Genomic DNA, 25,066 nt, shown 5'->3' on the forward strand with positions numbered 1-25,066 from the left:
GCTTTTCCCGGTGACGGACCGCAGCAACTCGTGCGGAGCGGCGGCGGCTCTCCCGACGTGACCCAGCGCACGTACGAAACGGTTTCGTTCCTCTAGGGGCTGCGGTACATTCGTCGTGTACGAAACCGTGTCGTTCGGCGCGATGGGATCCGGAGCGAGAAGAGGTGAGCGGGATGACCGAGGCCGCGACGGCGCGGCGCAGCCGGATCACCCCGGAGCGCGAGGCCGAGATCTACGCGGCCGTGCTCGACCTGCTTCGCGAGGTCGGGTACGACGCCCTCACCATGGACGCCGTGGCCGCCCGCACCCGGTCCAGCAAGGCCACCCTCTACCGCCAGTGGGGCGGCAAGGCCGAGCTGGTGGTGAGGGCCATGCGGTACCAGAAGCCGGGCAGCATCGGTGACATCGACACCGGTTCCCTCCGGGGCGACCTGCACGGTCTCATCGGCCGCGAGGACGACTGCGGCATGGAGCAGAACGCCGCCCTGATGCGGGCGCTCGCCATGGCGGTCCACACCAACGACGACCTGCGGCGCGCCTTCAGAGACCTGTTCGTGGAGCCCGAGGTCGACGAGTTCCGGGGGATCGTCCGGCGCGCGGTCGAGCGCGGGGAGGTCCGCCCGGACAACCCGGCGCTGGACTACATGGTGCACATGCTCGTCGGCGCGTTCGTCACGCGGACGCTGATCGACGACCGGCCGCCCACGCGGGACTTCCTCACCTCGTACGTCGACGCCGTGGTCCTCCCCGCCCTCGGCGTGTCCCCCCGCTGACCGCCCCGGTCGGCTCTCTCCCCCCATCACCACCCTCACCACCTGACGGACGCCACCGCTCACGTCGTCGGGCTGGACCCCCCTGCCCTGAGAATCCACGACCTGACCGGGAGTACTCCCTCGTGGCCACATTCCTCTATCGACTCGGACGCTTCGCCTTCAGGCGACGACACTTCACCGCCCTGTTCTGGGTGGCGCTGCTGGCCCTCGCCGGCGTCGGCGCGGCCGGCGCTCCCGCGGCCGGCAACACCTCGTTCTCCATCCCCGGCACCGAGGCCCAGAAGGCCTTCGACGTGCTGGAAGAACGCTTCCCCGGCGCCAGCGCCGACGGAGCGACCGCACGCGTCGTCTTCAAGGCGCCCGCCGGCGAGAAGATGACCGACGCCGGCAACAAGGCGACCGTCCAGAAGACCGTCAAGGAGCTCTCCGGCGACTCCCAGGTCGCCCTCGTCACCGACCCGTACCAGGGCGGAGGCGTCAGCCGGGACGGCACGGTCGCCTACGCGTCGGTGAGCTACAAGGTCTCCGGCATGGAACTGGAGGACTCCTCGCGCGAGGCCCTGGAGGCCACCGCCGAGGACGCCCGTGACACCGGACTGACCGTGGAGATCGGCGGTGACGCGCTGCAGGCCGTCCCGGAGACCGGCGCCGCCGAGATCATCGGTATCGGTGTCGCCGCGGTCGTCCTGGTCATCACCTTCGGCTCGCTGATCGCGGCCGGCCTGCCGCTGCTCACCGCGATCATCGGCGTCGGCATCGGCGTCGCGAGCATCTCCGCGCTGGCCGCCACCCTGGACCTCGGCTCCACCACATCCATCCTGGCCACGATGATCGGCCTCGCCGTCGGCATCGACTACGCGCTGTTCATCGTCTCCCGCTACCGCGCCGAACTGGCCGAGGGCAGGGAGCGCGAGGAGGCGGCGGGCCGTGCCGTCGGCACCGCGGGCTCCGCGGTCGTCTTCGCCGGACTCACGGTCGTCATCGCCCTCGTCGGCCTGTCGGTGGTCAACATCCCGATGCTGACCAAGATGGGCATCGCCGCCGCGGGCACCGTCGCCATCGCCGTCCTCATCGCGCTCACCATGGTCCCGGCGCTGCTCGGCTACGCGGGCCGCAGGGTCCGCCCGGCCGGCGAGAAGAGCAAGCTGCTCGGCGGCGGCCGCGGCAAGGGTGCGGACAAGGCGCAGCGCCCGAACATGGGCACCCGCTGGGCGAGCTTCGTCGTACGCCGTCCCGTGGCCGTCCTCCTGCTCGGCGTCGTCGGCCTCGGTGCGGCCGCCGTCCCGGCGGGCTCCTTGGAACTGGGCCTGCCCGACGACGGTTCGCAGCCGACGTCCACCACCCAGCGCCGCGCCTACGACCTGCTGTCCGAGGGCTTCGGCCCCGGCTTCAACGGTCCGCTGGTCGTCGTGGTCGACGCCAAGGACAGCGACGACCCGCAGGCCGTCTTCCAGCGGACCGGCGACGACATCAAGGGCCTCGACGGCGTCGTCACGGTGGCCCCGGCGGCACCCAACGAGGCCGGCGACACGGCCACGATCACCGTCATCCCGGACTCCAAACCGTCCTCCGTGGCGACCGAGGACCTGGTGCACGACATCCGGGACGCCGGAGCGGACGTCAAGGCCGACGCCGGCGCCGACATCCTGGTCACCGGTGCCACGGCGATGAACATCGACGTGTCGCAGAAGCTCAACGACGCGCTGGTGCCGTATCTGACCCTGGTGGTCGGGCTGGCGTTCCTGCTGCTGATCGTGGTCTTCCGGTCGATCCTGGTCCCGCTGAAGGCGGCCCTCGGCTTCCTGCTCTCCGTGCTGGCCGCCCTGGGCGCAGTGGTCGCGGTCTTCCAGTGGGGCTGGCTGTCCGGACTGATGGGCGTGGAGGAGACCGGTCCGGTCATGTCGATGATGCCGATCTTCATGGTCGGCGTGGTCTTCGGACTGGCCATGGACTACGAGGTGTTCCTCGTGACCCGGATGCGGGAGGCCTTCGTCCACGGGGAGAACCCCAGCCAGGCCGTGGTGACCGGCTTCCGGTACAGCGCCCGGGTCGTGACCGCCGCAGCGGTGATCATGATGGCCGTCTTCTCCGGCTTCATCGGCTCCAGCGAGGCGATGGTCAAGATGATCGGCTTCGGCCTCGCCGTCGCCGTCCTCTTCGACGCGTTCGTCGTCCGCATGGCGATCGTCCCGGCGGTGCTGGCACTGCTGGGCAAGAAGGCCTGGTGGCTCCCGAAGTGGCTGGACCGCGTCCTGCCCAACGTGGACGTCGAGGGCGAGGGCCTGCGCACGCAGGACGACAGGAACGACAAGGAGGGCGAGGACCGGGAACTGGTCCGTGCCTGACAGCGGCGGATGACCGCACCGGACCGCAGGACATCGGCTCCTGCGGTCCCCAGTACCAGCCGGTGAGGGCCCCGTGGGGACGGGGAGCCCTCACCGGCTTCCTCGTTCCGCGCCCGCCGCGCCCGTACACGGCCCTCGGCCTGCTCGGCGCGGCCCTCTCCGTCGCCGCGCACGCCCTCGTCCTGTGGGCCCAGACCCGCGCCCCCTCGCCCCGGTCGCGACCCTGCGGGAATCGTCGGTCATCGTGGGAGCCGGTATCGGGGTGCTGTTCTTCCGGGAGCGCTTCGGCGCTCCGCGCGTCGCCGCGGCCGGGCTGCTGGTCGTCGGGATCGGACTGATGCTGCGCGCCGGACAGCGGCGGCGGCCGGGCGTGATGGGGTGCGAGCGGGCGGGGGGAGGGGCACCCTGGAAGCAGGACTTCCGGAGGTGACCGTCATGACGAGCACGATGCGCACCACGGTCGGGTGGCACGTCGAGATGGAGTTCATGGAGGACGACCAGCACACGCGCGCGGCGGCGCTGCTCAGGCTGCCCGACGGGACCGAGGTACGGGCCCACGGGCACGCGAGCCGGCACCACATCGACGCGAACCAGCCCAGGGTCGGAGAGGAGGTCGCCGGCGCACGCGCGTTGAACGAACTCGCGATGCAGCTGCTGACCAAGGCGCACAACGAGATCGACGAAGTGTCCGGCCGGACCTCGCACCCGATCCACGTATGAGCTAGCCGCCCAGGGCCGAGCGCACCGCCCGTACCAGGGCCTGGGCGCGGGGGTCGGAGGTCACCGTGGTGCGGAAACCGTTGGTGACGTAGCCGAAGGCGATGCCCGACTCCGGGTCGGCGAAGCCCAGGGAGCCGCCGCGGCCGGGGTGGCCGAAGGAGCCCGGGGCCAGGAACGGCGACGCGCTGCCGTGCAGCATGTAACCGAGGCCGAAACGGGTGCCGACGATCAGGACGCGGTCCGGGCCCGCCGACTCCTCGGCGCGGGCGCGTTCGACGGTGGCCGCCTCGAAGAGGCGTACGCCGTCGACCCGGCCGATCAGTGAGGCGTAGAAGCGGGCGAGTCCGTCCGCCGTCGTGATGCCGTTGGCGGCGGGCTGGGCCAGTGCGCGAAACGCCGGGTCGTTCGGGTCCGGGGACGGGCTGATCGCGGCGAAGGCCCGGCGGGTGACGGAGGCGGGGTCGGCGTAGGCCGCGGTGACCGAGCGCTTGGGGCGGGCACGCAGCGCGCCGGACGGCTCGGGCCCCTCGACCGGGCCGACCCGCCCAACCCGGTCGGCCTCCGCCTCGGGCAGCCCCAGCCAGAAGTCGAGCCCCAGCGGAGCGGCGATCCGGTCCGCGATCCACTGGCCGGCTCCCCGGCCCGTCACGCGCCGGACCAGTTCGTCGAGCAGCCAGCCGTAGGTGAGGGCGTGGTAGCCGTGGTCGGTGCCCGGCTCCCACACGGGTGCCTGGGCGGCGAGCGCCTCGGCGCCCCGCAGCGGGTCGAGCGCCTCCGCCGGGGTGAGCGGGCGGTCGAGGAACGGGAGTCCGGCCCGGTGGTTCAGCAGGTGCCGGACCAGCACCCGCTCCTTGCCGTGGGCCTTGAACTCCGGCCAGTAGTGGCCGACCGGTGCGTCCAGGTCCAGTTCGCCGTACTGGTGCAGCAGCAGGGGTACGGCGGCGGCGACGCCCTTGGTCGCCGAGCGCACGATCTGGGCCGTGCCCCGCCGCCAGGGCTCGGTGCCGTCGGTGCCGTTTACGTCTTTGGTGCCGGCCCACAGGTCGACGACCCGGCGCCCGTCCCGGTAGACGGCGACCGCCGCGCCCCGGTCCCCGAGCGTCTCGAAGTTCCGGGCGAACGCCTCCCGCACCGGCTCGAAGCCCTCGGTCACTGTGCCGTGCACATCCACACCCACGTCCGTCGGCCCCTTCCTTTTCACATGCCTGCGACAGCGGGTGCAACCGCTGCCGTCCGCCTGTGATTCCTTGGGGGAGCCTGGGTCAGCCCAGCACGATCGTCACATCGATGTTGCCGCGGGTGGCGTTGGAGTACGGGCAGACCGAGTGGGCCGCGTCCACCAGCCCGGCCGCGAGGTCGGCGTCCAGGACCGGGAGGGAGACGCTCAGGGCGACCGCGAGCCCGTAGCCGCGCTGCTTGTTGGGGCCGATGCCGACCTTCGCGGCGACGGTGGAGCCGGTGAGGTCGTAGCCGGCCCGGTTGCCCACCAGGATCAGGGCGTTGTGGAAACAGGAACTGAAGCCGGCCGCGAACAGTTGCTCGGGGTTGGTGCCGTTGCCGTCGCCCCCCAGCGCGGGAGGCATCGCGACCTTCAGGTCCAGACGACCGTCCTGGGTGGTGACGTAGCCGTCCCGGCCGCCGTGCGCGGTGGCCTCGGCGACGTACATGATCTTTGTCGGACGGGTGTCGGCGGCGGTGACAGCAGTGCCCTCGGTCATGGCTGGACCTTCCCGGAATCAGGCGTGCGTAAATACATCGTGCACAAGGTACTGGCGGGTAGTAAGTTGCCGCCACCAGGGGGGAGTAACTACGGGTAATGCGTGGTCGGTGCGCGTGGTCAGTCCGACCGCTCCGCCGCCGCGTCCGCCCTCCGGGCCAACTGCCACAGCTCCTCGCGCAGCCTTGCCACCTCGGCACCTGTGAGCCCGGTCGTCGTGAGCAGCGCGCCGGGCACCCGCGCCGCCCGCTCCCGCAGCTCCTTCCCGCGCCCGGTGCACGCGACCAGCACTGAGCGCTCGTCGTGCGCCGCCCGCTCCCGGCGGACCAGGCCCGCGCCCTCCAGTCGTTTCAGCAGCGGCGACATCGTGCCGTAGTCGAGGCGCAGGGCCGACGCCAGCTCCTTGACCGTCGTCTCCCCCCGCTCCCACAGCACCAGCAGCACCAGATACTGCGGGTAGGTCAGCCCGAGCTCGTCGAGAAGCGGACGGTACGCGGCCGTCACCGCGCGCTGGGCGGCGTACAGCGCGAAGCACAACTGCTCGTCCAGCAGCAGTGAGCCCTCGGTCTCCTCGTTCGTCACACGCCCATTGTCACGGACGGCCGGGCGCGCCCGACACGGCCGGTACCGACCGGGGGTCGAAGCCGTACGGCAGCTCCAGGCGGTGCGCGCGCATCAGGGCGTCGTCGGCGAGCAGGTCGGCGGTGGGGCCGTCCGCCGCGATCACCCCGTCGCTGAGGATCAGCGAGCGGGGGCACAGTTCCAGGGCGTACGGCAGATCGTGGGTGACCATCAGGACGGTCACGTCCAGCGAGCGCAGCACGTCGGCGAGTTCGCGGCGGGAGGCGGGGTCCAGGTTGGAGGACGGCTCGTCCAGGACCAGGATCTCCGGCTCTGTCGCCAGCACCGTCGCCACGGCCACCCGTCGCCGCTGGCCGAAGGAGAGGTGGTGCGGGGGCCGGTCCTTGAAGGCGGCCATGCCGACCCGGGCCAGCGCCCGGTCCACCCGTTCCTCCAGCTCCGGGCCCCTGAGCCCGGCCGCCGCCGGACCGAACGCCACGTCCTCCCGCACGGTCGGCATGAACAGCTGGTCGTCCGGGTCCTGGAAGACGATGCCGACCCGGCGCCGGATCTCGGCCATGTGCCGCTTGCCGACGGGCAGCCCGGCGACGGTGACCGTGCCGGTGCCGCCGGACAGGATGCCGTTGAGGTGCAGTACCAGGGTCGTCTTGCCGGCGCCGTTGGGGCCGAGCAGCGCGACCCGCTCGCCGCGCGCGATCGAGAAGTCGACGCCGAACAGGGCCTGTTGGCCGTCCGGATAGGCGAAGGCGAGACCGGAGACCTCGAGGGAGGCCGTCAACGCACCCGTACCAGTACTCATCACGACTCCCGTCACAACACCCGGCCCAGCACGCAGACGACGAGGGCGGCGGCCGGGAGGGACAGCGCGTAGGACCACTGCGACCGGTCCACGGCCACCTCGTCGACGAGCGGCATCGCACCGGAGTAGCCGCGGCTGAGCATGGCCAGGTGCACCCGCTCGCCGCGTTCGTAGGAGCGGATGAACAGCGCGCCCGCCGACTTCGCCAGTACACCCCAGTGCCGGACACCGCGCGCCTCGAAGCCGCGCGACTCACGGGCGATCCGCATGCGCCGCATCTCGTCGGTGATCACGTCGCCGTAGCGGATCATGAACGAGGCGATCTGCACCAGCAGCGGCGGGAGCCGCAGACGTTGCAGGCCCAGCAGCAGCTCGCGCAGTTCGGTCGTGGCGGCCAGCAGGACAGAGGCGGCGACGCCCAGGGTGCCCTTGGCCAGCACGTTCCAGGCACCCCACAGCCCGTTCACGCTCAGGGACAGTCCGAGGACGTCGATCCGCTCGCCCTCGGCCACGAACGGCATGAGCACCGCGAAGGCGACGAACGGCACCTCGATCAGCAGCCGCCCCAGGACGAACCCGGCCGGGACCCGGGCCGCGTACGCGACGAGGCCCAGCAGTACCGCGTACGCCCCGAACGCCCACACGGCCTCGCGCGGGGTGGCCACCACGATCAGCACGAAGGCGAGGACCGCGGTGAGCTTGGTGTGCGGCGGCAGGGCGTGCACGGGGGAGTGTCCGTGCCGGTACAGCCGGTGGGTGTGGACGCCGCCCATGTCAGACGCCCATGATCAGACGCTCGTGCCGTTGTTTGTGCTGGTGTTTGTGCCATTGTTTGCGCCGGTGTTCGCGTGCGTGTCCGTCGGTGAGGACGCATCCGTCCCGTCGCCCGCGCGGCGCCTGCGGACCACCCAGAAGACCCCGGTTCCCGCGACGACCGTGACACCGACGCCGATCACGCCCGCGAGGCCGCCGGAGAGCCGGGCGTTCTCGACGTCCTTGACGCCGTAGTCGGCGAGGGGGGAGTCGGCGGCGTCGTGCTCCTCGGCCTTCTCGTCGATGCCGTGGTCGGCGGCGACCTTCTCCAGTCCGTCCGGATAGGCGGAGGCGTAGAAGCTGACGCCTCCGGCGAGGACCAGCGAGGCGACCAGGCCGGCGATCCAGACCCCGCGCGGGGACCGGGCGGTGGCCGGGGCGGCGGATGGTTCGGGCTCCGGGGCGTCGACCAGCTCGCCGTTCACCCGCAGCTTGAGCCTTTGCCCCAGTCCGCGCGCCCCGTACACCAGGTCCGGGCGGACGGCGAGGACGGCACCGACGGTCAGGGCCGTGATCACGGCCTCCCCGAGGCCGATCAGGAGGTGGACGCCCACCATGGCGGTGGCGACCTTGCCGATCGCGACGTCCGTGGTGCCGCCGATCGCGTAGATCAGGGTGAAGGCGAGCGCGGAGGCCGGGACCGAGACCAGGGCGGCGACGAAGGACGCCGCGGTCACCGACCGGCGGGTGCGCGGCAGCACCTTCACCAGTCCGCGGAACAGCGCGTACGCGACGACCGTCGTGACGAGCGCCATGCAGGTGATGTTCACGCCGAGCGCGCTCAGGCCGCCGTCGGCGAAGAGGACGGCCTGCATCAGCAGGACGACCGAGACACACAGCACCCCCGTACAGGGGCCCACGAGTATCGCGGCCAGCGCACCGCCGAGCAGATGGCCGCTGGTGCCTCCCGCGACCGGGAAGTTCAGCATCTGCACGGCGAAGATGAACGCCGCCACCAGCCCCGCCAGCGGTGCCGCCCGCTCGTCCCCGAGTTCGCGGCGCGCGCCGCGCAGGCTCATGGCCACGGCGCCGGCGGCGACCACGGCGGTGGTGGCGGACACGGGGGCGTTGATGAATCCGTCAGGGACATGCACTGTTCGATGATGCGCGCTCTTGCAATTCACTCGCAAGAGCGAGGGGGTGGCCTTGACGTATCCGTGACCGAGCCCGCACGGAGAGTGGGATTCCGGAATGTGTGCGACATTGTAAGTACGAGCGGGTATGCGGCTTTCGTACAGGTAGAGCACCGTGAGGGGCCACCCATGAACGCAGTCGAGCAGTACGCACGCGCGCAGATCGTCACGGACGCGGACGCTCCGCAGGCCGCGGACCACGAGGCGGTGCCCGTGACGCTGTGCTACGACGCCGAGGACGACCCCCGCACCGTGACGGTGCGGATGCCCGGCCCCGGGAATCGCGAGTGGCCCGTCCCCCGTGCGCTGCTCGAACAAGGGCTGCGCACCCCCGTGGGAAGTGGCGGCGTGCAGGTGTGGCCGTGCGGCCGGGTGCAGACCGTCGTGGAGTTCCACTTCGCGCAGGGGGTGTCGGTGGTGCAGTTCGAGACGAAGGCCCTGACGCGGTTCCTGCGGCGCACGTACGTGGCGGCCGCCGAACCGGTTTCGCGCTGACCGCGCTGACCGCGCTGACGGGCGGCGGTGGGTGAACCGCCGCCCACGCCCGGGTCAGCCGCCGCCGAGCTTCAGCAGGCTCGCCACGATCGGGCCCGCCGTCTTGCCGCCGTGGCCGGCCGACTGCACGACGCCCGCCGCCGCCAGGTCCCCGCGGTACGCGGTGAACCAGCCGTTGGGCTTCTTCTGACCGTCGACCTCGGCCGACCCGGTCTTCGCGCCCTTGTCACCGCTCACCCCGGCCATCGCCGTCGCCGCCGTGCCGCTGGTCGCCGTGTACGACATCAACTCCCGCAACTGCGACAGCGTTTTTGGCGACATGGTGCGCGAGGCGGTGGCCAGCTCGCGGTTGTCCACCTCCGGCGACACCAGGTACGGCTGGTGGAACACGCCCGCCTTGACGGTCGCCGACACCGACGCCATGTTCAGCGGGTTCATCCGCACCCCGCCCTGACCGATCAGGGAAGCCGCCATGGGGGCGTCCTTCTGCACCGGCACCGCGCCGTCGAAGGAGGACACCCCGACCTGCCAGTCGTTCTTCGCGAGCCCGAAGACCTGCTGCGCGTGCTTGGTCAGGTCGTCGTCCGCCAACTCGGGCGCCTGGCTGATGAAGGCGGTGTTACAGGAGGCGCCGAAACTGTCCTGGAACGTTCCGCCCTTGATGTCGAACTTGTCGAGGTTCTGGAACTTCCAGCCGCCGTAGCTGAAGTACTTCGGGCACGGGTGCTTCTCGTCGATGGACGCGAGGCCCTTCTCGATCAGCATCGAGGCGGTGAGCACCTTCATCGTCGAGCCGGGGGCCAGCGAACCCTGGAACGCGGTGTTGAAGCCGCGCGAGGCGTTCGCGGCGGCGAGGATCTCACCGGTCGACGCCCGCAGCACCACCACCGACGACTTGGCCTTCTTGGCCACCTGCTCCTCGGCCGCGGCCTGGAGGGCCGGATCCAGCGTGGTCCGCACCGTGCCGGGGGTGCCCTTGCTCAGCTCCAGCACGGTCTTGTCGGAGGCCTCCGCCTTCTTGGACTCCTTGCCGCGGACCACGCGCAGTTCGATGCCGGCCTCGCCGCCCGCCGTCTTGCCGTACTTCTCGCGCAGCCCGTCCAGTATCAGCCCGATGGACGGGTAGGTGGCGGTGGTCAGTTCGCCGCCGTCCCGGTCCAGCGCCTTGACCGGCGGGGTACCCGCCTCCCCGGTGACCAGCCTGTCGCCGTCCTTGAGGTCGGGGTGCACGACGGAGGGCGCCCACGCGACCTGCGGTTCGCCGTCCCCGTCCCGGCGCACGACGGTCAGCGCGCTGTCGTAGGCGAGCGGCTCGGTGAAGTCCCCGTACGCCACCGTGCCCTTGACGGAGAACGGGACCTTGTCGCCGGTGCGGGCGCCGGCGGTGAGGGTGACGTCCTCGACGCGGGCGTCCTTGGTGTAGCCGGTGAGCAGGGCGGTGGCCGCCTCCGGGTCGTCGGTGGCCTCGGCGGCCTCGCTCACCTTGCCCTGCTGCCAGGCGGTGAGGAAACGGTCGGCCGCGGCGGTGACCTCGGCGGGGGACAACGGGCCGGTCCTGGCCTCCTTGGCCTGCTGGGTGGAGGAGGTCCGGGTGTCGTCCCCGCCCCCACCCCCGAACAGCGCGTAGGCGCCGAGCCCGGCACCGCCGACGACGACGGCGATCACCCCGCCGAGCACGGCGGGCGGGGTCTTCCGTCGCTCGGCGACGCGCTTCCTGTTGCCCACTGCTTGTCCGATCCTCCGCAGAAAAAGTCCGCCGGGCTCCCCCGATGCCCGCACGCTGCCCTCGTGGCGCTCATCCGCCATGGCTCTCACCCGCCATGGCGCTCACATGCCAACGACGGCCACCAGCCTAGAGTCCCCCCTCCCGCGCGTCGCCCTCAGCCACCCGCTCGTAGCACGGCTGCGACAATCGGACCGGCCGCGTCCCCGCCGTGGCCGCCCTGCTGGGTCATGGCCGCCGCCGCGACGTCGCCCCGGAAACCGGTGAACCAACTGTCGGAGGTGGCGTTGCCGTCGACCTCGGCGGAACCGGTCTTCGCGCCGATGTCGCCGCCGAGCCCGGCCATGGCCTCCTGGGCGGTGCCCTGGGTGGCGGTGAGCCGCATCATCTGCTTCAACTGGGCGGCGGTGCCCGCCGGAAGGCCCTTCGCCTGCGCCAGCTGCCGGCCGTCGAGCTCCGGGGAGACCAGGTACGGCTGGCGGAAGGCACCGGTGATCGCGGTCGCCGTCACCGACGCCATGTTCAGCGGGTTCATCTGCACCTGGCCCTGGCCGATGGCGCCGGCGGCACGGTCCGGACCCGCGACGGCGGGAACACTGCCGTCGAAGGAGACGATGCCGGTCTTCCAGTCGTCCCGGCCCAGCCCGAACCGCTCCTGGGCCTCCTGGGTGAGTGAGGCGTCCGTGAGCGGCTTCTCGTCGATGAGCTTGATGAAGGCGGTGTTGCAGGAACGCAGGAAGCTGTTGGCGAGGGTGGCGTTGTCGTTCGGCTCCATGTCGGTGAGGTTCTTGAACGTCTGGCTCTGCCAGGTGGCGGTGGGAGGGCAGGGCGCCGGGCCGTTCATCGAGGCCACGCCGTTGTCGATGAGCATGGCCGCGGTGACGATCTTCATGGTGGAACCGGGGGCGACCCGGCCCTGGAACGCCGCGTTGAACCCGTCCTCGCGGTGGTTGGCGACCGCCAGCACCTCGCCGGTGCTCGGCCGCACCGCCGCCACCGACGACTCGGCGAACTCCTTCACCGCCTTCTCGGCCGCGGCCTGCACCCCCGCGCTGAGCGTCGTACGCAGTTGGCCGGGTTTGCCCTTGGCGAGGGTCAGCAGCGTCGTGTCGCCGGCGCCCTCGCCCGCGCTGCCGTCCGCGGTCCCGTCGGCGTGCCGGATCACCAGCTCGACGCCGGGGGTGCCGCCCGCCTCGTCGCCGTACTTCTCGCGCAGGGTGTCCAGGATCGGGCCGAGGGAGGGGTACTCCTCCTCGGTGAGCACCGTGCCGTCCCGGCCCAGGGCCTCGATCGGCGGCTGCGCCGCCTCCCCGGTGACCAGGGTGTCGCCGTCCTTCAGATCCGGGTGGACGACGGACGGCTGCCAGTCGACCAGCGCGCGCCCGGTGGTCTCCCCGCGCACGACGGTCAACTCGCTCTTGTAGCTGAGCGGTTCGGACTTCCCGCCGTAGGAGACGGTCGCCTTCACCCGGAACGGCACGGTGGTGCCGGTGGCCGTGCCCGGCGTGATCTCGACGTCGGTCAGGTGGGCGTCCTCGCCGTAGGCAGCCAGTAACGGGCCCGCCTCCCCGGCGTCGTTCGTGTACGACGCGGCCTGCTCCGCCTGCGCCTTCTCCCAGGCCGCGAAGAACGCCCCGCTCGCCTTCGTGACCTCCTCCTCGTCCGGCGGCCCGGACTTCTTGGTCACGGCCGCGTCCGAACCGCCGCCTCCCCCGCCGTCGTTCACCGCCGACACGATGTTGTAGACCCCGTACCCGGCCCCGATCACCATGACGGTGAACACACCACCGATGACGGTGGCCTTGACCCCCTTGCCCATCGGGCTTTTCCCCTCCCCGCCGGACCCCCCACGCCTTCTGAACGTGTTCAGGACGTTCGGCGAGTGAGCACTCTACGCACAAGGAGTGACGACCGGGACGGCTGTTTCCGATTGTTGTCCGAACGGAGACGGGTGGTCAGGGGGGCCCGAAGGCCGACTCCCACCTTCTCCGGCCCGCCCGGCTCGACACCCTCCGGCGACCGGGGACGGCCCTTTTGTTCGGGTTGTTCGGGGTTCTTGCGGTACGTTCACGATCATGGCGCGGAGACGACGGCTGCGGGTGGGGATCGCCGCGGTGCTGACCGCTTGCTCGGGTCCGGACCGCGCCCCTGGCGACCGGACCGCGGCGATCGAAGGGACATGGCAGAGCGCCGGGTACGGCTACGTCTTCGACATCGCCCGGGACGGTGCGGGGAGGACGCGGCTCACCTCCTACGACCGGACAGCGGCGAGCTGCCTCGGCGGGGACTCGTCGGTACCGGTGGGCCGCGACGGCGATGCGACGTCCTTCGGTGAGGACGGTGAGGTCGAGCTGGTCGTCCGCAGGCAGGGAGGCCGACTGGCCGTGCGGGAACCGGGGTCGGCCGGACACATCCGCATGAACCGGCTCGAGGAGCCGCCCGGCTGCCCGTCCGCGATCTCGAGGAACAGGACGGCTGGCACGGCCTCGTGCTCGATCTGCGCCTCAACGACGGCGGTTTCGACGACCTCGGCATCGAACTCGCCTCCCGGCTGACGGACAAGCCCCATGTCGCGTTCCGGAAGCGGGCGCGCGACACGCGGGCGGCCTCCGGGTTCACGCCGTACGAGAAGCTGCGGGTGCCGCCCAGCACCCGCCCCAGACGCTACGTAGCCCGGGGTGTGCCAGGTGGATACCGAGTCTGGGACAACCGAGGGCGTCGATGGTGGGGGGATCTATACGAGTTGTGTCCTGACAATCTCGTGGCCGAGCTGAACGGCCAGGCGGACCCTGCACGGATCACCGCGCTGATGAAGCACTACAGGGCGCAGAAGCGATAGGTACGGCCGAAACAGGGATAACGCATGGGCGCACCACAAGCGCACCAGATCGGGCGGTGAACGGCGGGGAATCACGGTGAAAGCAGCCAGGCCCGACGGGACGGCGCCCCGGCCGTTGGCCCAGCTCAGCGACCGACCCGACCTCAAAGAGCCGCAGCTTCCCAAGCTGAGAGCGCTAGTTCGATTCTCGTCACCCGCTCCAGAGATGCCCCCAGGCCAGAGGCCCGGGGGTTCTTTGTTGTCCAGACCGGTGGGCGCGTATCGCATCACGACCGCACCGGACCGAACGGGTAACAGCGTGGAATCGCAGCTGAACCCGGACAGTGGCGGCGTCACGGCTCCGCGGCGGTCCGGGACCGCGTCTCAGCGCAGCCGGGGTACCCGTGGGCAGGAGTGAAGAAGGTCATGATGTGGTGCGCGGCGTCGGGGTCAGCCGGTTCGCCGGTGCTGCGAACCTGCTGAATCAGGGCACCGCCCCAGCCCGTGTCCAGGTAGCGGGCAGTACGCCGGAGCATGCCCACCAAGGGCTCGGCATCGCGGGCGTGGCCACGGGCGAAGGTGCTGACGGCCCACAGGGTCTTGCCGCGCATTCGGCTGCGGAAGTTCAGTTCGGGGCGGTTCATCCACCGGGCCCAGTAGTCCAGGTAGAGCTTGGTCTGTGCGGAGACGCTGTACCAGTAGAGCGGGGACACCACCACGATGTCCGTGTGCTCCAGGGTCGCGTCCAGCAGCAGTTTCTCGTGCCCTTCCACGCCTGGCCGGCCGTCCTCCGCCGGGGCGGCGAAGGACGGGCCGAAGGCTTCCGCCCCGGAAAGGGGCAGCCCGCTCAGCGACAGCCAGCTTCGCTCGGTCTCCGGGGGGAGCCCCCCGGCCGCACGTCGGGCCAGCCGCTCGGAGGCGCTGTCCGGACGCGGACTGCCCAGCATGAAGGCGAAGCTCCGCGGACGGTCCTGATCGAACGTCCGGCCCGCCGCCCTTTCCTGCCCGGTCTCAGCCATGGGCCGGTACGTCCGCACCGGTGCCGGTGTTGAAGCCGGAGGCGTCGGCCTGGGCCACGAGGCCGACGTGACGCTCGGCGTCCTGGCGCAGTTCCTCGGTGTACCGGACCACGCCGCCCCGTCCGGCGTAGCGGCGGGCGCGCGCCCCGCTGGTGCGGCGCAGCACGGTGATGCTGTTCTGCATCAGCTTCTGCGACTCCAGAAGGTTCACCACCTCCAGCTCGCCGGGGTTGGCCTGCTGGAACTTCTCGATGTAGCGCAGCAGGGCTTCGCCCTCCGGATAGGTCATCAGGTAGTGCATGACCACGAGGCCGCCGTCCGGGTTGATCAACTCCCAGAAGTGGTCGAAGAAGTAAAGGCACTCCCAGGCATCGACCCAGGCGAAGTCGATGGGTGTGAAGTCCTCGGGGATGCGCTCGGCGGCGTCCTTGAGGTCGGCGTTCACCACCGTGACCCGGCTGTCGAGGTCCAGCTCGCGCAGGACCTCCTGGACGCGGTCGGCGGAGGAGTCGGCGATGGAGAGGTTGTCCACGGCCACCAGGCGCGGCCGGTAGGGCTCCAGGTGGTGCGAGGGAGTCACCAGCGGAGGGTCGGCCAGTAGCCACGCGTCGTCCAGGTCCGCTCCCCGGGCGAGGTGCTCCCGGGTCTTTGCAGCGAGCGCCCCGGACTCGTGTCGCACGGCGCCGTCCGCGTCCGCGAGGGCGGCGGCGAGAAAGGGCGTGGTGTACCCCATCCCCACTTCCAGGACGCGTTCGGGCCGCAGCAGCTGGATCAGGTTCGCAAGCAGTGGGCCCACGACTTCGGTGCCCATGCCGGGGACGCTCAGCCCGGCCACCGCCTTGCGGAACTCCTCGGTGTGAACTCTCTGGGTCATATCCCGTCCTTGCTCTGCGTCGGACAGGCCAACTGAATGGCCTCGATAAAAACTGCAGGGAAATACCGTGATACTCAAGTCGAGTTCTTTCACCACCCCCAGGAAGACTGTCCGATTTCAAGGTCCAGTCTTAATATGCATGCATGTCACACGACCATTCAAGGAATGTTTCCGGGCAAAGCAGATGCGATCGGGCGAATTGTGGAGCGGAGCTCTGCGAGGCCGGGTTGCGCCGGTACCGGGAGGCGACATCGGCCGGTTCGGTCGCCGAAGGGGCGGCCGAACACTGTGTCATCGCCCTTGGCCTGCTGGAGCCGATGGTGAACACCCTTGGACGCCTGGCTCCCCTGCCTCCCTCCGTGGCCGCCCACCGGGCGATGACCCCCGTTCAGGAGGAGCTGGCGACCAGCCGCCGCCGACTCGTCCATCTCGCGGAGTCCTTCCACTCCGCGGAAGAGGTGTTCGCCGCGGCGCGCAGAGGGGACCTGCCCAGCGTCACGGTCCTGCGCGGCGGTGAACTCATCGCCCGCACGGTGGACGCCTCGGTGGCCGCCTGCCGGTCCCAACTGCTCACCGCGCAGCCCCGGGGCCGCCGGCCCCCGGAAATACTGGAAGCAGCGGCGGAACGCAATCTCGCACTCCTGGCGAAAGGAATACACCAGCGAACCCTTTACCAGCACTCGGTGTGGTCGCACCCGCCGACCGTCGAATACATCAAGAAAGTCGCGGCGGCCGGCGGAGAAATACGGACGGTGGACGAGATGTTCGACCGGCTCATCATCTGCGACCGGGAGGTGGCGTACATCCCCACGAGCCCGGACTACGCCGAAGAGGCGCTGGAGGTCCGCGACCCGGCGATCGTCTGGTTCCTCACCAACGTGTTCGAGTACGCCTGGGCACGGGGCACCTCGGTCGACCCGAACATGAAGAGCCGCCCGCGCGTCGTCGTCTCCGAGATCGAGCAGAGCATCATCCGCTTCCTCGTCGCCGGTCAGACCGACGAGAAGATCGCCCGCGGGCTGGGCATCAGCCGGCGCACGGTGTCCGAGTACATCAGCCGTATCTCGCGTCAGCTCGGCAGCATCAGCAGGGCGCAGCTCGGCTATCTCATCGCCGCCCGTGGTCTGATCCCCGACCAGGTGCTCGCCGACCCCGCCGCCCTCCCCGACGACGAGGCGACGGGTGACGGCCCTCCGTAGGCCCCATCGCTCCCTCACCGGTCCACAGCCCCGCGCAGCGCGTCGAGAACGGTGTCGCCGATCCGGTCAGCGATCTTGTCGGGGTGGCCCTCGGTCACGGACTCCGAGGTGAACAGACGACGGGACATGTCACATGCTCCAGAAGGACGGGAGTCCAGAGGGACGGCAGGGGGAGACACGGGCGCTCGCGGGAGGCACGGCGGCGACCTCGTCGCGGATGGCGGCGCACACCTCTTCCACGTGGTCGAACAGGTAGAAGTGGCCGCCCGGCCAGGAATGGGCAGTGGTCCGGGCCGTGGTGTGCTCGCCCCAGGGAGCGGCGATCCGCGGCCCGGCCACGGGGTCGTCCTCGCCCGTGAAGACCGTGAGCGGGGTCTGAAACGGCGGGCCGGGGCGCACCCGGTAGGTGTCCACGATCGACAGGTCGCCACGGAGCACCTCCACCATGAGCTCCAGCACATCGGGCATCTCGAAGACCTGCTCGGGGGTGCCCCCCAGGCCTCGCATGAAGGCGATCAGCCGCTCTTTCGGCCACAGGTGACGCTGTGTCCGGTCGGGACGGTGTCCGGGCGCGGGCGCCCCGGAGAGCCCCACCCACTCCGGAGTGAGGCCCTGCGCGGACAGTTCCCGGGCAGCGTCGAAGGCGACCAGCGCGCCCATGCTGTGCCCGAAGATCGCGTAGGGACCGGGTCGTAGGGAGCGGAGCTCGGGCACCACGTAGGCGACGGCCTGGGCGGAGGTGCGGCAGGCCCGTTCCCCGGTGGCCATCAGCCGTCCCGGCAGGTCGACGGACCACAGGTTCCAGTCCGCGGGGAGCCACCGGGCGAAGGGGGCGAAGGACGCCGCCGACCCCCCGGCGTGGTGCAGGAACACCAGGGTGAAGGGTGCGGTGCCGGCACTGGTGCCCACCCCGTCCGGAACGGGCACCAGCGCCAGCAGACGCCGCAGGTCCTTCACCCCGGCCCCGAAGGTCATGTTCATCAGCCCCGGTACTCCACGGCCGTGACGGCCCAGGTGAACCCCATGCCGCTGCTGGCGAGCAGCAGGAGGTCGCCCTCGGCGAGCCGCTTGCCGTCCAGCAGGTCCCGCAGGGCGATCAGCAGGTCGGAACCGCCCATGTGGCCGAGCCGGTCGTAGTTGAAGACGCTGTTCTCGGCCGGGATGCCCAGTTTCTCCAGAAGCCGTTCGTGCATTCCCTTGTCGCCCTGGTTGATCAGGAAGTACGCGACATCGGAAAGGTCCTTGCCCAGCTCGTCCAGCACGTCCCGGACCCGGGCCGGGAAGTTCTCCAGGTAGGCGTCGGCGAGGCCGGGGCGGCGGCCACGCCGACGCATCAGGATCCGGTCGTCCTCGACGTCACCGGAGTAGTAGTCCGCCCAGGACGGGTCCGTGCGCATCGACGACGTCAGCACCTCGAAGGCGCAGTCGCGCCGGCCGAGGAGAACCGCCGCGGGGGCGTCGCCGAAGTTGAACAGCGCCTTGGAGTCGGGGTCCTCGTGGTCGACGAGCCGGCTGAGCCGGTCGCCGATGATCACGAGAGCGAACGGGCCTGCACCCAGGGCGAGTTCGTTTAGGCCGGTGCGTACGGCGGCCATGCCGCCGTTGCAGAAGTTGGCCACCTCGAAGCAATGCGCCCGGGAGATGCCCAGTTCGTGCGCGACCCGGGCCGCCGGCGACCAGAAGGGCAGGTCCCACTCGCCCGAGCCGGCGTAGATGACGTGGCTGACCTCGTCGGGCGACACCGCGTTGCGCTCCAGCACCGCCCGTGCGGCCTCGGCCGCCAGTTCCCACGCCTGCTCCTGGTCCCCCAGGGCGGGGAACTGCTCGGTGTGCGTGATCGCGAGGATGTCACCGACCGGCACGCCGGATTCCGCGTGCATGCGGTGCACGTCCGCGCGGGAAGCCGGAAAGCGCACCTCGAAGTCGACTATGCCGCCCATGGTCCTCTCCGTCGTCGTGTCGTCGGGGCCCGGTCCACCCGTCGGCGTACGGCCGCTCACCGCGCCTCCTCTTCTCCTGAGACGAGCAGACGCAGCCGGTTCAGGTGGGTGAGTCCGTCCAGGACGGACGGCGTCGGCAGTCCGAAGTCGACGAGGCAGGCCACCTCGTCCACACCGATCTCCCGGAAGCGGGCCACGCTGCTGCGCACCTTGTCCACCGTGCCGAGCAGACCCCCGCTGTCGTAGTAGCGGTCGAAGGAGCGGTTGACGACGAACTCCACGTCCTGTGGAGTGAGCCGCGAGGCGTCGATCCGGCGGCCGTCCAGCTGGGAGCCCAGGAGCAGCCCCAGCGAGCTGCGCAGGTAGTCGTTCAGCGGCCCGCGGACCGCCTCGCGAACGACGTCCTCGTCCTCCCCGAGGCAGGTGTGCACCATGAGGGCGACATGACCGGTCCATCCGTCGGTCCCGCCCCGCTCCGTGACCGCCTTGCGGTACTCGGTGATCTTCAGGGCCAGGTCGTCCAGGTCCTGGCCGAGAAGGTGGGTCAGCACCCCGGCACCGAGCCGCCCCGCGTTGCGGAAGGTCTCCACACCTCCGGCGCTGGTGACCCAGACGGGCAGCTCCCGTTGCACCGGCGGCGGGAAGACGCCGAGCTGCTGCGTGGTCCCGACGCCGTCGGTCACCGACAGCTTCTCGCCCCGCCACAGCGCCCGCACCTGCTCGACGCGCTCCAGCAGGAGCTGTCGGCGGTTGTCGTAGTTCTCCGGGCAGAGCGCGAAGTCGGTGGCGTGCCAACCGGAGGCGAAGGACAGTCCGACCCGGCCGTTGGACAGGTTGTCCACGACCGACCACTCCTCGGCGATCCGCAGCGGATGGTGCAGCGGTGCCACCACGCTGCCTGCCCGGACCCCGACGCGCTCGGTGACCGCCGCCACCGCCGCCGCGGTCACCGACGGGTTCGGGTACAGGCCTCCGAAGGGGTGGAAGTGCCGTTCCGGCGTCCACACGGCCGAAAAGCCGTTGCGGTCCGCGAAGCGGGCGCCCTCCAGCAAGAGTTCGTAGCGATCCTTCTCCTTCTCGGTGCTGTCGTTGGCGAAGTAGAAGAGGCTGAAATCCACAGTGATTCCTCAGGCTGCCGGGACCGGGACGTTCGGTGGACGGACTAGGCGACGGATTCTTCGGCGGCAGACGACAGCGGCTGGCGGGTTCCGGCGGCCCAGGACGCCACCGCCGGGGCCACCAGGCCGGCGGTGAGCAGCAGGACCGAGAAAACCAGCCAGCCGCCCATGCCCAGACGGGTGAGGAGCGCGGTGGCCAGCGCCGGGGTCACCACGGTGCCGAGTTGGACGGACATGCCGAACATCCCCTGGTACTGGCCCTGGGCGTGGTCCGGGGCCAGCCCGAAGGCCAGCGACCAGGAGCCGGCGCTGTAGAACATCTCGCCGACCACGTGGACGAGAGCGCCCGCCAGCAGGATCAGCACGGCGAGCCAGACCGGTCGGTCCGCCGCCAGGGCGAAGAGCAGACAGCACACCGCGAGCAGGACTCCCGACCTGCGCAGCGTCCGCGCCCCGCCCGGCACGTCGTCACTGCCCTTGCTCGCCCGCACCTGGAACAGCACGACCACGACGGTGTTGAGGACGATGATCGCCGAGTACAGCCACTCGGGCGCCGCCGTCCGGTCCGTCAGCCAGACGGGCAGCGCCACGGTGAGGATGGCGACGTTCATCACGAGGACCGAGTTGAGCAGTGCCACCACGGCATAGGGAGCGTCACGCAGCACCACCCACTTCGGCCCGGACCTCTCCTTGGGCACCGGATCCACCTGAGGAACCCTCAGGTAGGCCAGCCCGGCGACCACGAACATCGCGCCGCCCGTGATCAGCAGGCCGACATAGCCGCCGCGGTTGTCGAAGTACAGGGCGACCGCCCCCGCCGCGGCGCCCAGCGACACGCCCAGATTGCTGACCGCCCGCATGTAGGACCAGGCGCGGACCCGCTCCTTGTGCGGGATCAGCCCGGCGATCAGCGCGCCGCGGGCCGCGTCCGTCGAGGACTCCGCCATCAACGCCAGGCTGGTAACGGCCACCAGGGCGACGAAGCTGTCCACGAAGCCGTAACCCGTGACGAACACGCCGAGCAGCAGCAGGAAGCCCACCGTGGCGTTGCGCGGCCCGGTCCGATCGGCCAGCCGGCCTGCCGGAATGCTGGCGGTCATCCCCAGTGCAGCGCCGATCGTCATGGCCAGACCGACCCGTTCGGCGGGGATGCCCACGGTCCGGATGAAAAACAGCACGCTGACCGACATGAGAATGCCATGGCCCGCCGTCTTGGCCAGGTTGCTCAGACACAGGGTGCGCACCACGCCTTTGGGCGGAACGATGTTCTCGAGGAACGACACGGGATCTCCTAGCTGACCGTGGGTGCCGGACAGGGTGACATCAGATCGGCTGTGATGCGGGCTCGGTCGATCTTCCCGTTGGCGTTGAGCGGCATCGCCTCCAGGCGCCGGAAGCGGCGCGGCACCATGTGGACGGGCAGTTGCTTGCGCAGGGCCCGGACGAGGACGCCCCGCTCGGCCGGCTCACCGGTGTAGCAGCCCACGAGCTCGGTGTCGTCCCCGTGGCGCAGCGCGACCACGACGGCCTGGCGCACGGCGGGGTGCCGGCGCAGGGCCGCCTCGATCTCGCCGAGTTCGATGCGGTAGCCGCGCACCTTCACCTGGTTGTCCAGTCGGCCCAGGTGAACGAGGCGTCCGTCCTCCCACCGCACCCGGTCACCGGTGCGGTAGTAGTGCTCCGCCGTCAGTTCACCCTCGCCGTCGTACACGGTGACGCCGTCCCCGCCGCACCGCAGGAACCGCCCGCTGTTGTCGGCCGGGTCAAGGTAGCCGTCGAAGCGCTGTGAGCCGCGCACCACCAGCTCGCCCTCCTCTGCGGGGCGGCCCCGCTCGTCGAGCACCAGGTGCTCCAGGAAGCCGTAGACGGATCCGACGGGCACGGTGTCGTTGGACGTCTTCGGCCACTCGCCGACCTTGGCCGGCAGGGTGTACTCCGTGCAGGCGACGGTGAGTTCGGTGGGGCCGTAGACGTTCACCAGCGTCGCCCCGGGTGCCACCACGTGCCAGGCTGCGGCCTGGTCGTACGAAAACTGCTCGCCGATGAAGACGCTCATCCGCAGCCCGGTCGCCCGCCCGGCCGGCAGATTGCCCAGTTCCGCGCCGACCGAGACCACGGACGGCACCGAGAACCAGTGCGTGATCCCGTTGTCCACCACGTAGTCGACCGGAGACAGCAGTTCGGCCCGGCCGGGCACGACGAGGGTCGCACCACCGCCCCAGGTGACGAACAGGTCGAACACCGACGGGTCGAAGGTGAGGTCGAAGGTGTGTGACATCCGGCAGCCCGGCCCGACGCCGAAGCGTGCGATGTTGTGCGCGAGGTACGGCGAGACGTTGCGGTGCCGGATGGGCACCCCCTTGGGCCGCCCTGTCGACCCCGAGGTGAACAGCACATACGCCACGTCGTCCGGGGAGGAGGCCGGCGCGGGCAGCGGGCATGCGGGCCCGGTGCCCTCGCGCCCGGCAGCCGCCACCTCGTCCGAGGTCAGTCGCAGCTGGGCCGGTACGCCGATGCCCAGCCCCTCGTCGAGCTGGGCCGCGTCGGCGGCGTCCGCGATCAGCACCTCGCTGCCGGCCAGCTCACAGATCATGCGGTTGCGCGAGGCCGGGAAGGCGGGGTTGACCGGGGTGACCGTGGCGCCCAGGCGCAGGGCCGCCAGGTAGCCGACCAGGGAGACCACACTGCGGGTCGCCATCACGGAGACCCGGGCGGGTGCCTCGCCGTGCTCTTGGAGGAGGCGGCCGGCGACCGCCTCGGCGGCGGTGCGCAGCTCCCCGTAGGTGAGCCGTTCGCCGCCCGCCTCCAGGGCCGGCAGGTCGTGGTGGCGGGCGGCGGACCGCTCGAACCACTCGTACATCGTCAGCGTCTCAGCCACTACCCGGCTCCTCGACTGTCTCGGAGGTTTCCAGGTCGGGCGCGTCGAGGCGCATGGTGGTGGGCGGGTCCTGCCGTACGGGCTCGATGTGCAGCAGCTCGACGCCCTCGTGGTCCGCGGTGCCGGCCTCGCCGGGCAGGACGCCGGAGCGCTCGCCTTCGTACGGGGTGAACCCGGCGAAGCGATAGGCGATCTCCATCATCCGGTTGCGTTCGGTGCGGCGGAAGTCCGCGAAGAGCCGCACCCCGGAACGGGCCGCCTCGTCGATGAGCCAACGCAGCAGCACCGCGCCCGCGCCGAAGGAGACCACTCGGCAGGACGTGGCGAGCAGTCTGAGCAGCCAGGCGCCGGGATGCCGCTCCAGCAACACGATGCCGACGGCCCCGTGATCGCCGAACCGGTCGCACAGCCGGACCACGAGAACCTCGTGCGTCGGGTCGGTCAACAGGGCACGCAGTTGCTCGTGGCCGTAGTGAACACCCGTGGCGTTCATCTGACTGGTGCGCAGTGTCAGTTCCTCGACCCGGGCCAGGTCGGGCTCGGTGGCCCGGCGGATGGTCATCTCCAGGCCGAGGGTGCGCAGAAACTCCTCGTCCGGCCCGGCGAACTCCTCACGTGCCGCCTCCCGACGGAAGCCGGCCTGGTACATCTCGCGGCGGCGCCGGGAGTCGACGGTGGCGACGGGACTGAACTCCGGCAACGAGGCCAGCTCCGCCGCCTGTTCCGCCGGGTAGCACCGCACCACGGGCAGGTGGTGTGCCACCTCGGCCCGCTCGGCGGGCTGGTCGTCGACGAAGGCGATCGTGTCGAGCGCGAAGCCCAGCTGGTCGGCGATCCGCCGCACGGACTCGGACTTGGGGCCCCAGCCGATGTGCGGAAGGACGAAGTACTCGGTGATCCCCAGCTTCTCCAACCGCTCCCAGGCGTGGTCGTGGTCGTTCTTGCTGGCCACCGCCTGGAGGATGCCGCGCTCGTCGAGGACCTCGACGACCTCGCGTATCCGCTCGGACAGCGTGACCTCGCCGTCCTCCAGGAGGGTCCCGTCCCACAGGGTGTTGTCCAGGTCCCACACCAGGCACTTGACCGCCTTGGCCGTGCCCGTCGGGGCGAAAGCGCCCGTTGCGTCCATCCCGTCCTTCTCCGTCCTGCTCCCGGTTTCCGTCACCGGCACGGTCAGACCTCCCACAGCGTCACGGCCCAGGCGGCGACCGGGCTGTTGTTCAGGACCAGCACGAGGTCGCCCCGGCTCAGCTCGCCGCGCGCCAGCAGCCGGTCGAGGTTGAGCACGACGTCCATGGCGCCCAGATGTCCGTATGCGGCGAGGTGCTCGTTGCAGACCGGGTGGACGGGCAGGCCGAGGAGGGACTCGTAGAACCGGTAGGCACTCGCCGTCACGTTCTGCATGAGGGTCGCGGCGACGTCCTCCTTGGCGATGCCCGCCTCGGCGAGGACCTCGTCCACCATCCGGCCCAGCCGCATCCGGCTGTGCAGGGCCATGTCGAAGCGGTAGCGGTCCGGGGATCGGCACTCCTCACGCCACTCGTAGTACGGCACGTTCTTGTAGTCGACCCGGAACAGGTCGTGGAAGGAGCCGTCGGTCTCCATGCGATGGGCACGCAGCAACGGACGCCCTCCGCGCACCAGGGTCATGGCGCAGGCGCCGTCGCCGATCACGGTGACCGGGTGGCGGACCCGGTCCAAGCCGGTGGGGCGGCTGCCGTGGGCGATCAGCACGCTCTGCCGGGAAGGATCGGCCAGCAGCAGGTCGCGGGCGAGTGCCCAGGCCGCGCTGGAGCCGGTGCAGCCGAGCCCGTCCAGGGTGAACGCGAAGGACCCGTCGAGCTTGGTGTCGGCTTGGACGCGGCACGCGTCGGAGCCGAGCAGCACGTCCGGTGCGCGCGGGCCGACCAGCATCAGGGTGTCCGGCCGCTGCGGAGCGCCGGGCGCGCCCTCGTCCAGCCGGGTCAGCAGACCTCGGACGGCGTCGACCGCCAGGTCCCCGGCAGTGCGGTCCTGAACGACGCCGACCGTGGCGATCCCACTGTTTTGGACGAACTCGGCTTCCTCATGACCGAGTTCGGGGTACTCGGGGAGGTCCTGCACGCGTGTGAGCTCCGTTG

Annotated in this window: 22 protein-coding genes and 3 pseudogenes; 7 read left to right on the plus strand and 18 right to left on the minus strand. The window is 70.8% G+C overall.

Annotation, left to right across the window (positions count from 1 at the left end; genetic code table 11):
* Positions 1-173: 173 nt before the first annotated feature.
* The 4 genes and pseudogenes from AC6F7H_RS16470 to AC6F7H_RS16485 all read left to right on the plus strand — a co-directional run bounded on the left by AC6F7H_RS16470 (position 174) and on the right by AC6F7H_RS16485 (position 3,838).
* Positions 174-773, plus strand: a complete 600-nt coding sequence (locus tag AC6F7H_RS16470; RefSeq protein WP_500757716.1) for a TetR/AcrR family transcriptional regulator — start codon at positions 174-176, stop codon at positions 771-773.
* Between the two features lie 122 nt (positions 774-895).
* On the plus strand, positions 896-3,118 hold the full coding sequence (locus tag AC6F7H_RS16475) for an MMPL family transporter (protein ID WP_500757717.1): 2,223 nt from the start codon (positions 896-898) through the stop codon (positions 3,116-3,118).
* Between the two features lie 119 nt (positions 3,119-3,237).
* Positions 3,238-3,470 (plus strand): annotated as a pseudogene (locus AC6F7H_RS16480) (EamA family transporter); the annotation flags it as partial.
* Between the two features lie 83 nt (positions 3,471-3,553).
* Positions 3,554-3,838 carry a DUF1876 domain-containing protein gene (locus tag AC6F7H_RS16485; protein WP_500757718.1) on the plus strand — a complete coding sequence of 95 codons (285 nt, stop codon included), beginning with the start codon at positions 3,554-3,556 and terminating at the stop codon, positions 3,836-3,838.
* Between the two features lies 1 nt (position 3,839).
* Here AC6F7H_RS16485 and AC6F7H_RS16490 read toward each other — a convergent pair whose 3' ends face one another.
* The 6 genes from AC6F7H_RS16490 to AC6F7H_RS16515 all read right to left on the minus strand — a co-directional run bounded on the left by AC6F7H_RS16490 (position 3,840) and on the right by AC6F7H_RS16515 (position 8,843).
* On the minus strand, positions 3,840-5,009 hold the full coding sequence (locus AC6F7H_RS16490) for a serine hydrolase domain-containing protein (protein ID WP_500761870.1): 1,170 nt from the start codon (positions 5,007-5,009) through the stop codon (positions 3,840-3,842).
* 91 nt (positions 5,010-5,100) lie between these two features.
* Positions 5,101-5,556 (minus strand): organic hydroperoxide resistance protein, encoded by a 456-nt coding sequence (locus AC6F7H_RS16495; RefSeq protein WP_500757719.1) that lies wholly within the window; start codon positions 5,554-5,556, stop codon positions 5,101-5,103.
* 119 nt (positions 5,557-5,675) lie between these two features.
* Positions 5,676-6,137, minus strand: a complete 462-nt coding sequence (locus tag AC6F7H_RS16500) for a MarR family winged helix-turn-helix transcriptional regulator (RefSeq protein WP_500757720.1) — start codon at positions 6,135-6,137, stop codon at positions 5,676-5,678.
* 10 nt (positions 6,138-6,147) lie between these two features.
* Positions 6,148-6,936 (minus strand): energy-coupling factor ABC transporter ATP-binding protein, encoded by a 789-nt coding sequence (locus tag AC6F7H_RS16505; protein WP_500757721.1) that lies wholly within the window; start codon positions 6,934-6,936, stop codon positions 6,148-6,150.
* An 11-nt stretch (positions 6,937-6,947) separates the two neighbouring features.
* Positions 6,948-7,709, minus strand: a complete 762-nt coding sequence (gene cbiQ / locus AC6F7H_RS16510; protein ID WP_500757722.1) for a cobalt ECF transporter T component CbiQ — start codon at positions 7,707-7,709, stop codon at positions 6,948-6,950.
* 15 nt (positions 7,710-7,724) lie between these two features.
* Entirely contained in the window at positions 7,725-8,843 is a 1,119-nt protein-coding gene (locus AC6F7H_RS16515; RefSeq protein WP_500757723.1) for an energy-coupling factor ABC transporter permease, read from the minus strand.
* Between the two features lie 168 nt (positions 8,844-9,011).
* On the opposite strand from AC6F7H_RS16515, the gene AC6F7H_RS16520 reads away from it, so the two are divergent.
* Entirely contained in the window at positions 9,012-9,377 is a 366-nt protein-coding gene (locus tag AC6F7H_RS16520) for an SsgA family sporulation/cell division regulator (protein WP_500757724.1), read from the plus strand.
* Positions 9,378-9,431: 54 nt separating this feature from the next.
* Here the strand turns inward: AC6F7H_RS16520 and AC6F7H_RS16525 are convergent, their stop codons facing one another.
* Together AC6F7H_RS16525 and AC6F7H_RS16530 are read right to left on the minus strand one after the other, a co-directional pair.
* Complete coding sequence (locus AC6F7H_RS16525; protein ID WP_500757725.1) at positions 9,432-11,102, minus strand: penicillin-binding transpeptidase domain-containing protein; 1,671 nt, start codon at positions 11,100-11,102, stop codon at positions 9,432-9,434.
* A 155-nt stretch (positions 11,103-11,257) separates the two neighbouring features.
* Entirely contained in the window at positions 11,258-12,919 is a 1,662-nt protein-coding gene (locus AC6F7H_RS16530) for a penicillin-binding transpeptidase domain-containing protein (protein WP_500757726.1), read from the minus strand.
* 669 nt (positions 12,920-13,588) lie between these two features.
* On the opposite strand from AC6F7H_RS16530, the pseudogene AC6F7H_RS16535 reads away from it, so the two are divergent.
* Positions 13,589-13,645, plus strand: a pseudogene (locus tag AC6F7H_RS16535) (hypothetical protein); the annotation flags it as partial.
* A 626-nt stretch (positions 13,646-14,271) separates the two neighbouring features.
* Here AC6F7H_RS16535 and AC6F7H_RS16540 read toward each other — a convergent pair.
* Together AC6F7H_RS16540 and AC6F7H_RS16545 are read right to left on the minus strand one after the other, a co-directional pair.
* Positions 14,272-14,937 (minus strand): flavodoxin family protein, encoded by a 666-nt coding sequence (locus AC6F7H_RS16540; protein ID WP_500757727.1) that lies wholly within the window; start codon positions 14,935-14,937, stop codon positions 14,272-14,274.
* Positions 14,930-15,811 (minus strand): O-methyltransferase, encoded by an 882-nt coding sequence (locus tag AC6F7H_RS16545; protein WP_500757728.1) that lies wholly within the window; start codon positions 15,809-15,811, stop codon positions 14,930-14,932. The genes AC6F7H_RS16540 and AC6F7H_RS16545 overlap by 8 nt, the downstream gene beginning before the upstream one ends.
* 317 nt (positions 15,812-16,128) lie before the next feature.
* Between AC6F7H_RS16545 and AC6F7H_RS16550 the strand changes: the two genes are divergently transcribed.
* Positions 16,129-17,010, plus strand: a complete 882-nt coding sequence (locus tag AC6F7H_RS16550) for a LuxR C-terminal-related transcriptional regulator (protein ID WP_500757729.1) — start codon at positions 16,129-16,131, stop codon at positions 17,008-17,010.
* Between the two features lie 35 nt (positions 17,011-17,045).
* On the opposite strand, the pseudogene AC6F7H_RS16555 reads toward AC6F7H_RS16550, so the two are convergent.
* The 8 genes and pseudogenes from AC6F7H_RS16555 to AC6F7H_RS16590 form a co-directional block, all read right to left on the minus strand.
* A pseudogene (locus AC6F7H_RS16555) lies at positions 17,046-17,138 on the minus strand (S-adenosylmethionine synthetase N-terminal domain-containing protein); the annotation flags it as partial.
* Position 17,139: 1 nt separating this feature from the next.
* Entirely contained in the window at positions 17,140-17,991 is an 852-nt protein-coding gene (locus AC6F7H_RS16560) for a thioesterase II family protein (protein WP_500757730.1), read from the minus strand.
* A complete protein-coding gene (locus tag AC6F7H_RS16565) occupies positions 17,991-19,010 on the minus strand; it encodes a 3-oxoacyl-ACP synthase III family protein (protein ID WP_500757731.1) in 1,020 nt (339 codons plus the stop codon). The genes AC6F7H_RS16560 and AC6F7H_RS16565 overlap by 1 nt, the downstream gene beginning before the upstream one ends.
* Positions 19,007-20,068 (minus strand): MupA/Atu3671 family FMN-dependent luciferase-like monooxygenase, encoded by a 1,062-nt coding sequence (locus AC6F7H_RS16570; protein ID WP_500757732.1) that lies wholly within the window; start codon positions 20,066-20,068, stop codon positions 19,007-19,009. Before AC6F7H_RS16570 ends, AC6F7H_RS16565 begins: the two co-directional genes overlap by 4 nt.
* Positions 20,069-20,112: 44 nt before the next feature.
* Positions 20,113-21,351: an MFS transporter gene (locus AC6F7H_RS16575; RefSeq protein ID WP_500757734.1), complete on the minus strand. Its 1,239-nt coding sequence runs from the start codon at positions 21,349-21,351 to the stop codon at positions 20,113-20,115.
* 8 nt (positions 21,352-21,359) lie between these two features.
* A complete protein-coding gene (locus tag AC6F7H_RS16580) occupies positions 21,360-22,946 on the minus strand; it encodes an amino acid adenylation domain-containing protein (protein ID WP_500757735.1) in 1,587 nt (528 codons plus the stop codon).
* The gene (locus tag AC6F7H_RS16585) at positions 22,939-24,075 is read right to left on the minus strand and encodes an HAD-IIIC family phosphatase (protein ID WP_500757736.1); all 1,137 of its coding nucleotides are present in this window, start codon (positions 24,073-24,075) and stop codon (positions 22,939-22,941) included. Before AC6F7H_RS16585 ends, AC6F7H_RS16580 begins: the two co-directional genes overlap by 8 nt.
* Positions 24,076-24,119: 44 nt before the next feature.
* Positions 24,120-25,049: a 3-oxoacyl-[acyl-carrier-protein] synthase III C-terminal domain-containing protein gene (locus AC6F7H_RS16590; protein ID WP_500757737.1), complete on the minus strand. Its 930-nt coding sequence runs from the start codon at positions 25,047-25,049 to the stop codon at positions 24,120-24,122.
* Between the last annotated feature and the right edge of the window lie 17 nt (positions 25,050-25,066).

This window comes from Streptomyces sp. MMS24-W38, from assembly GCF_059889265.1.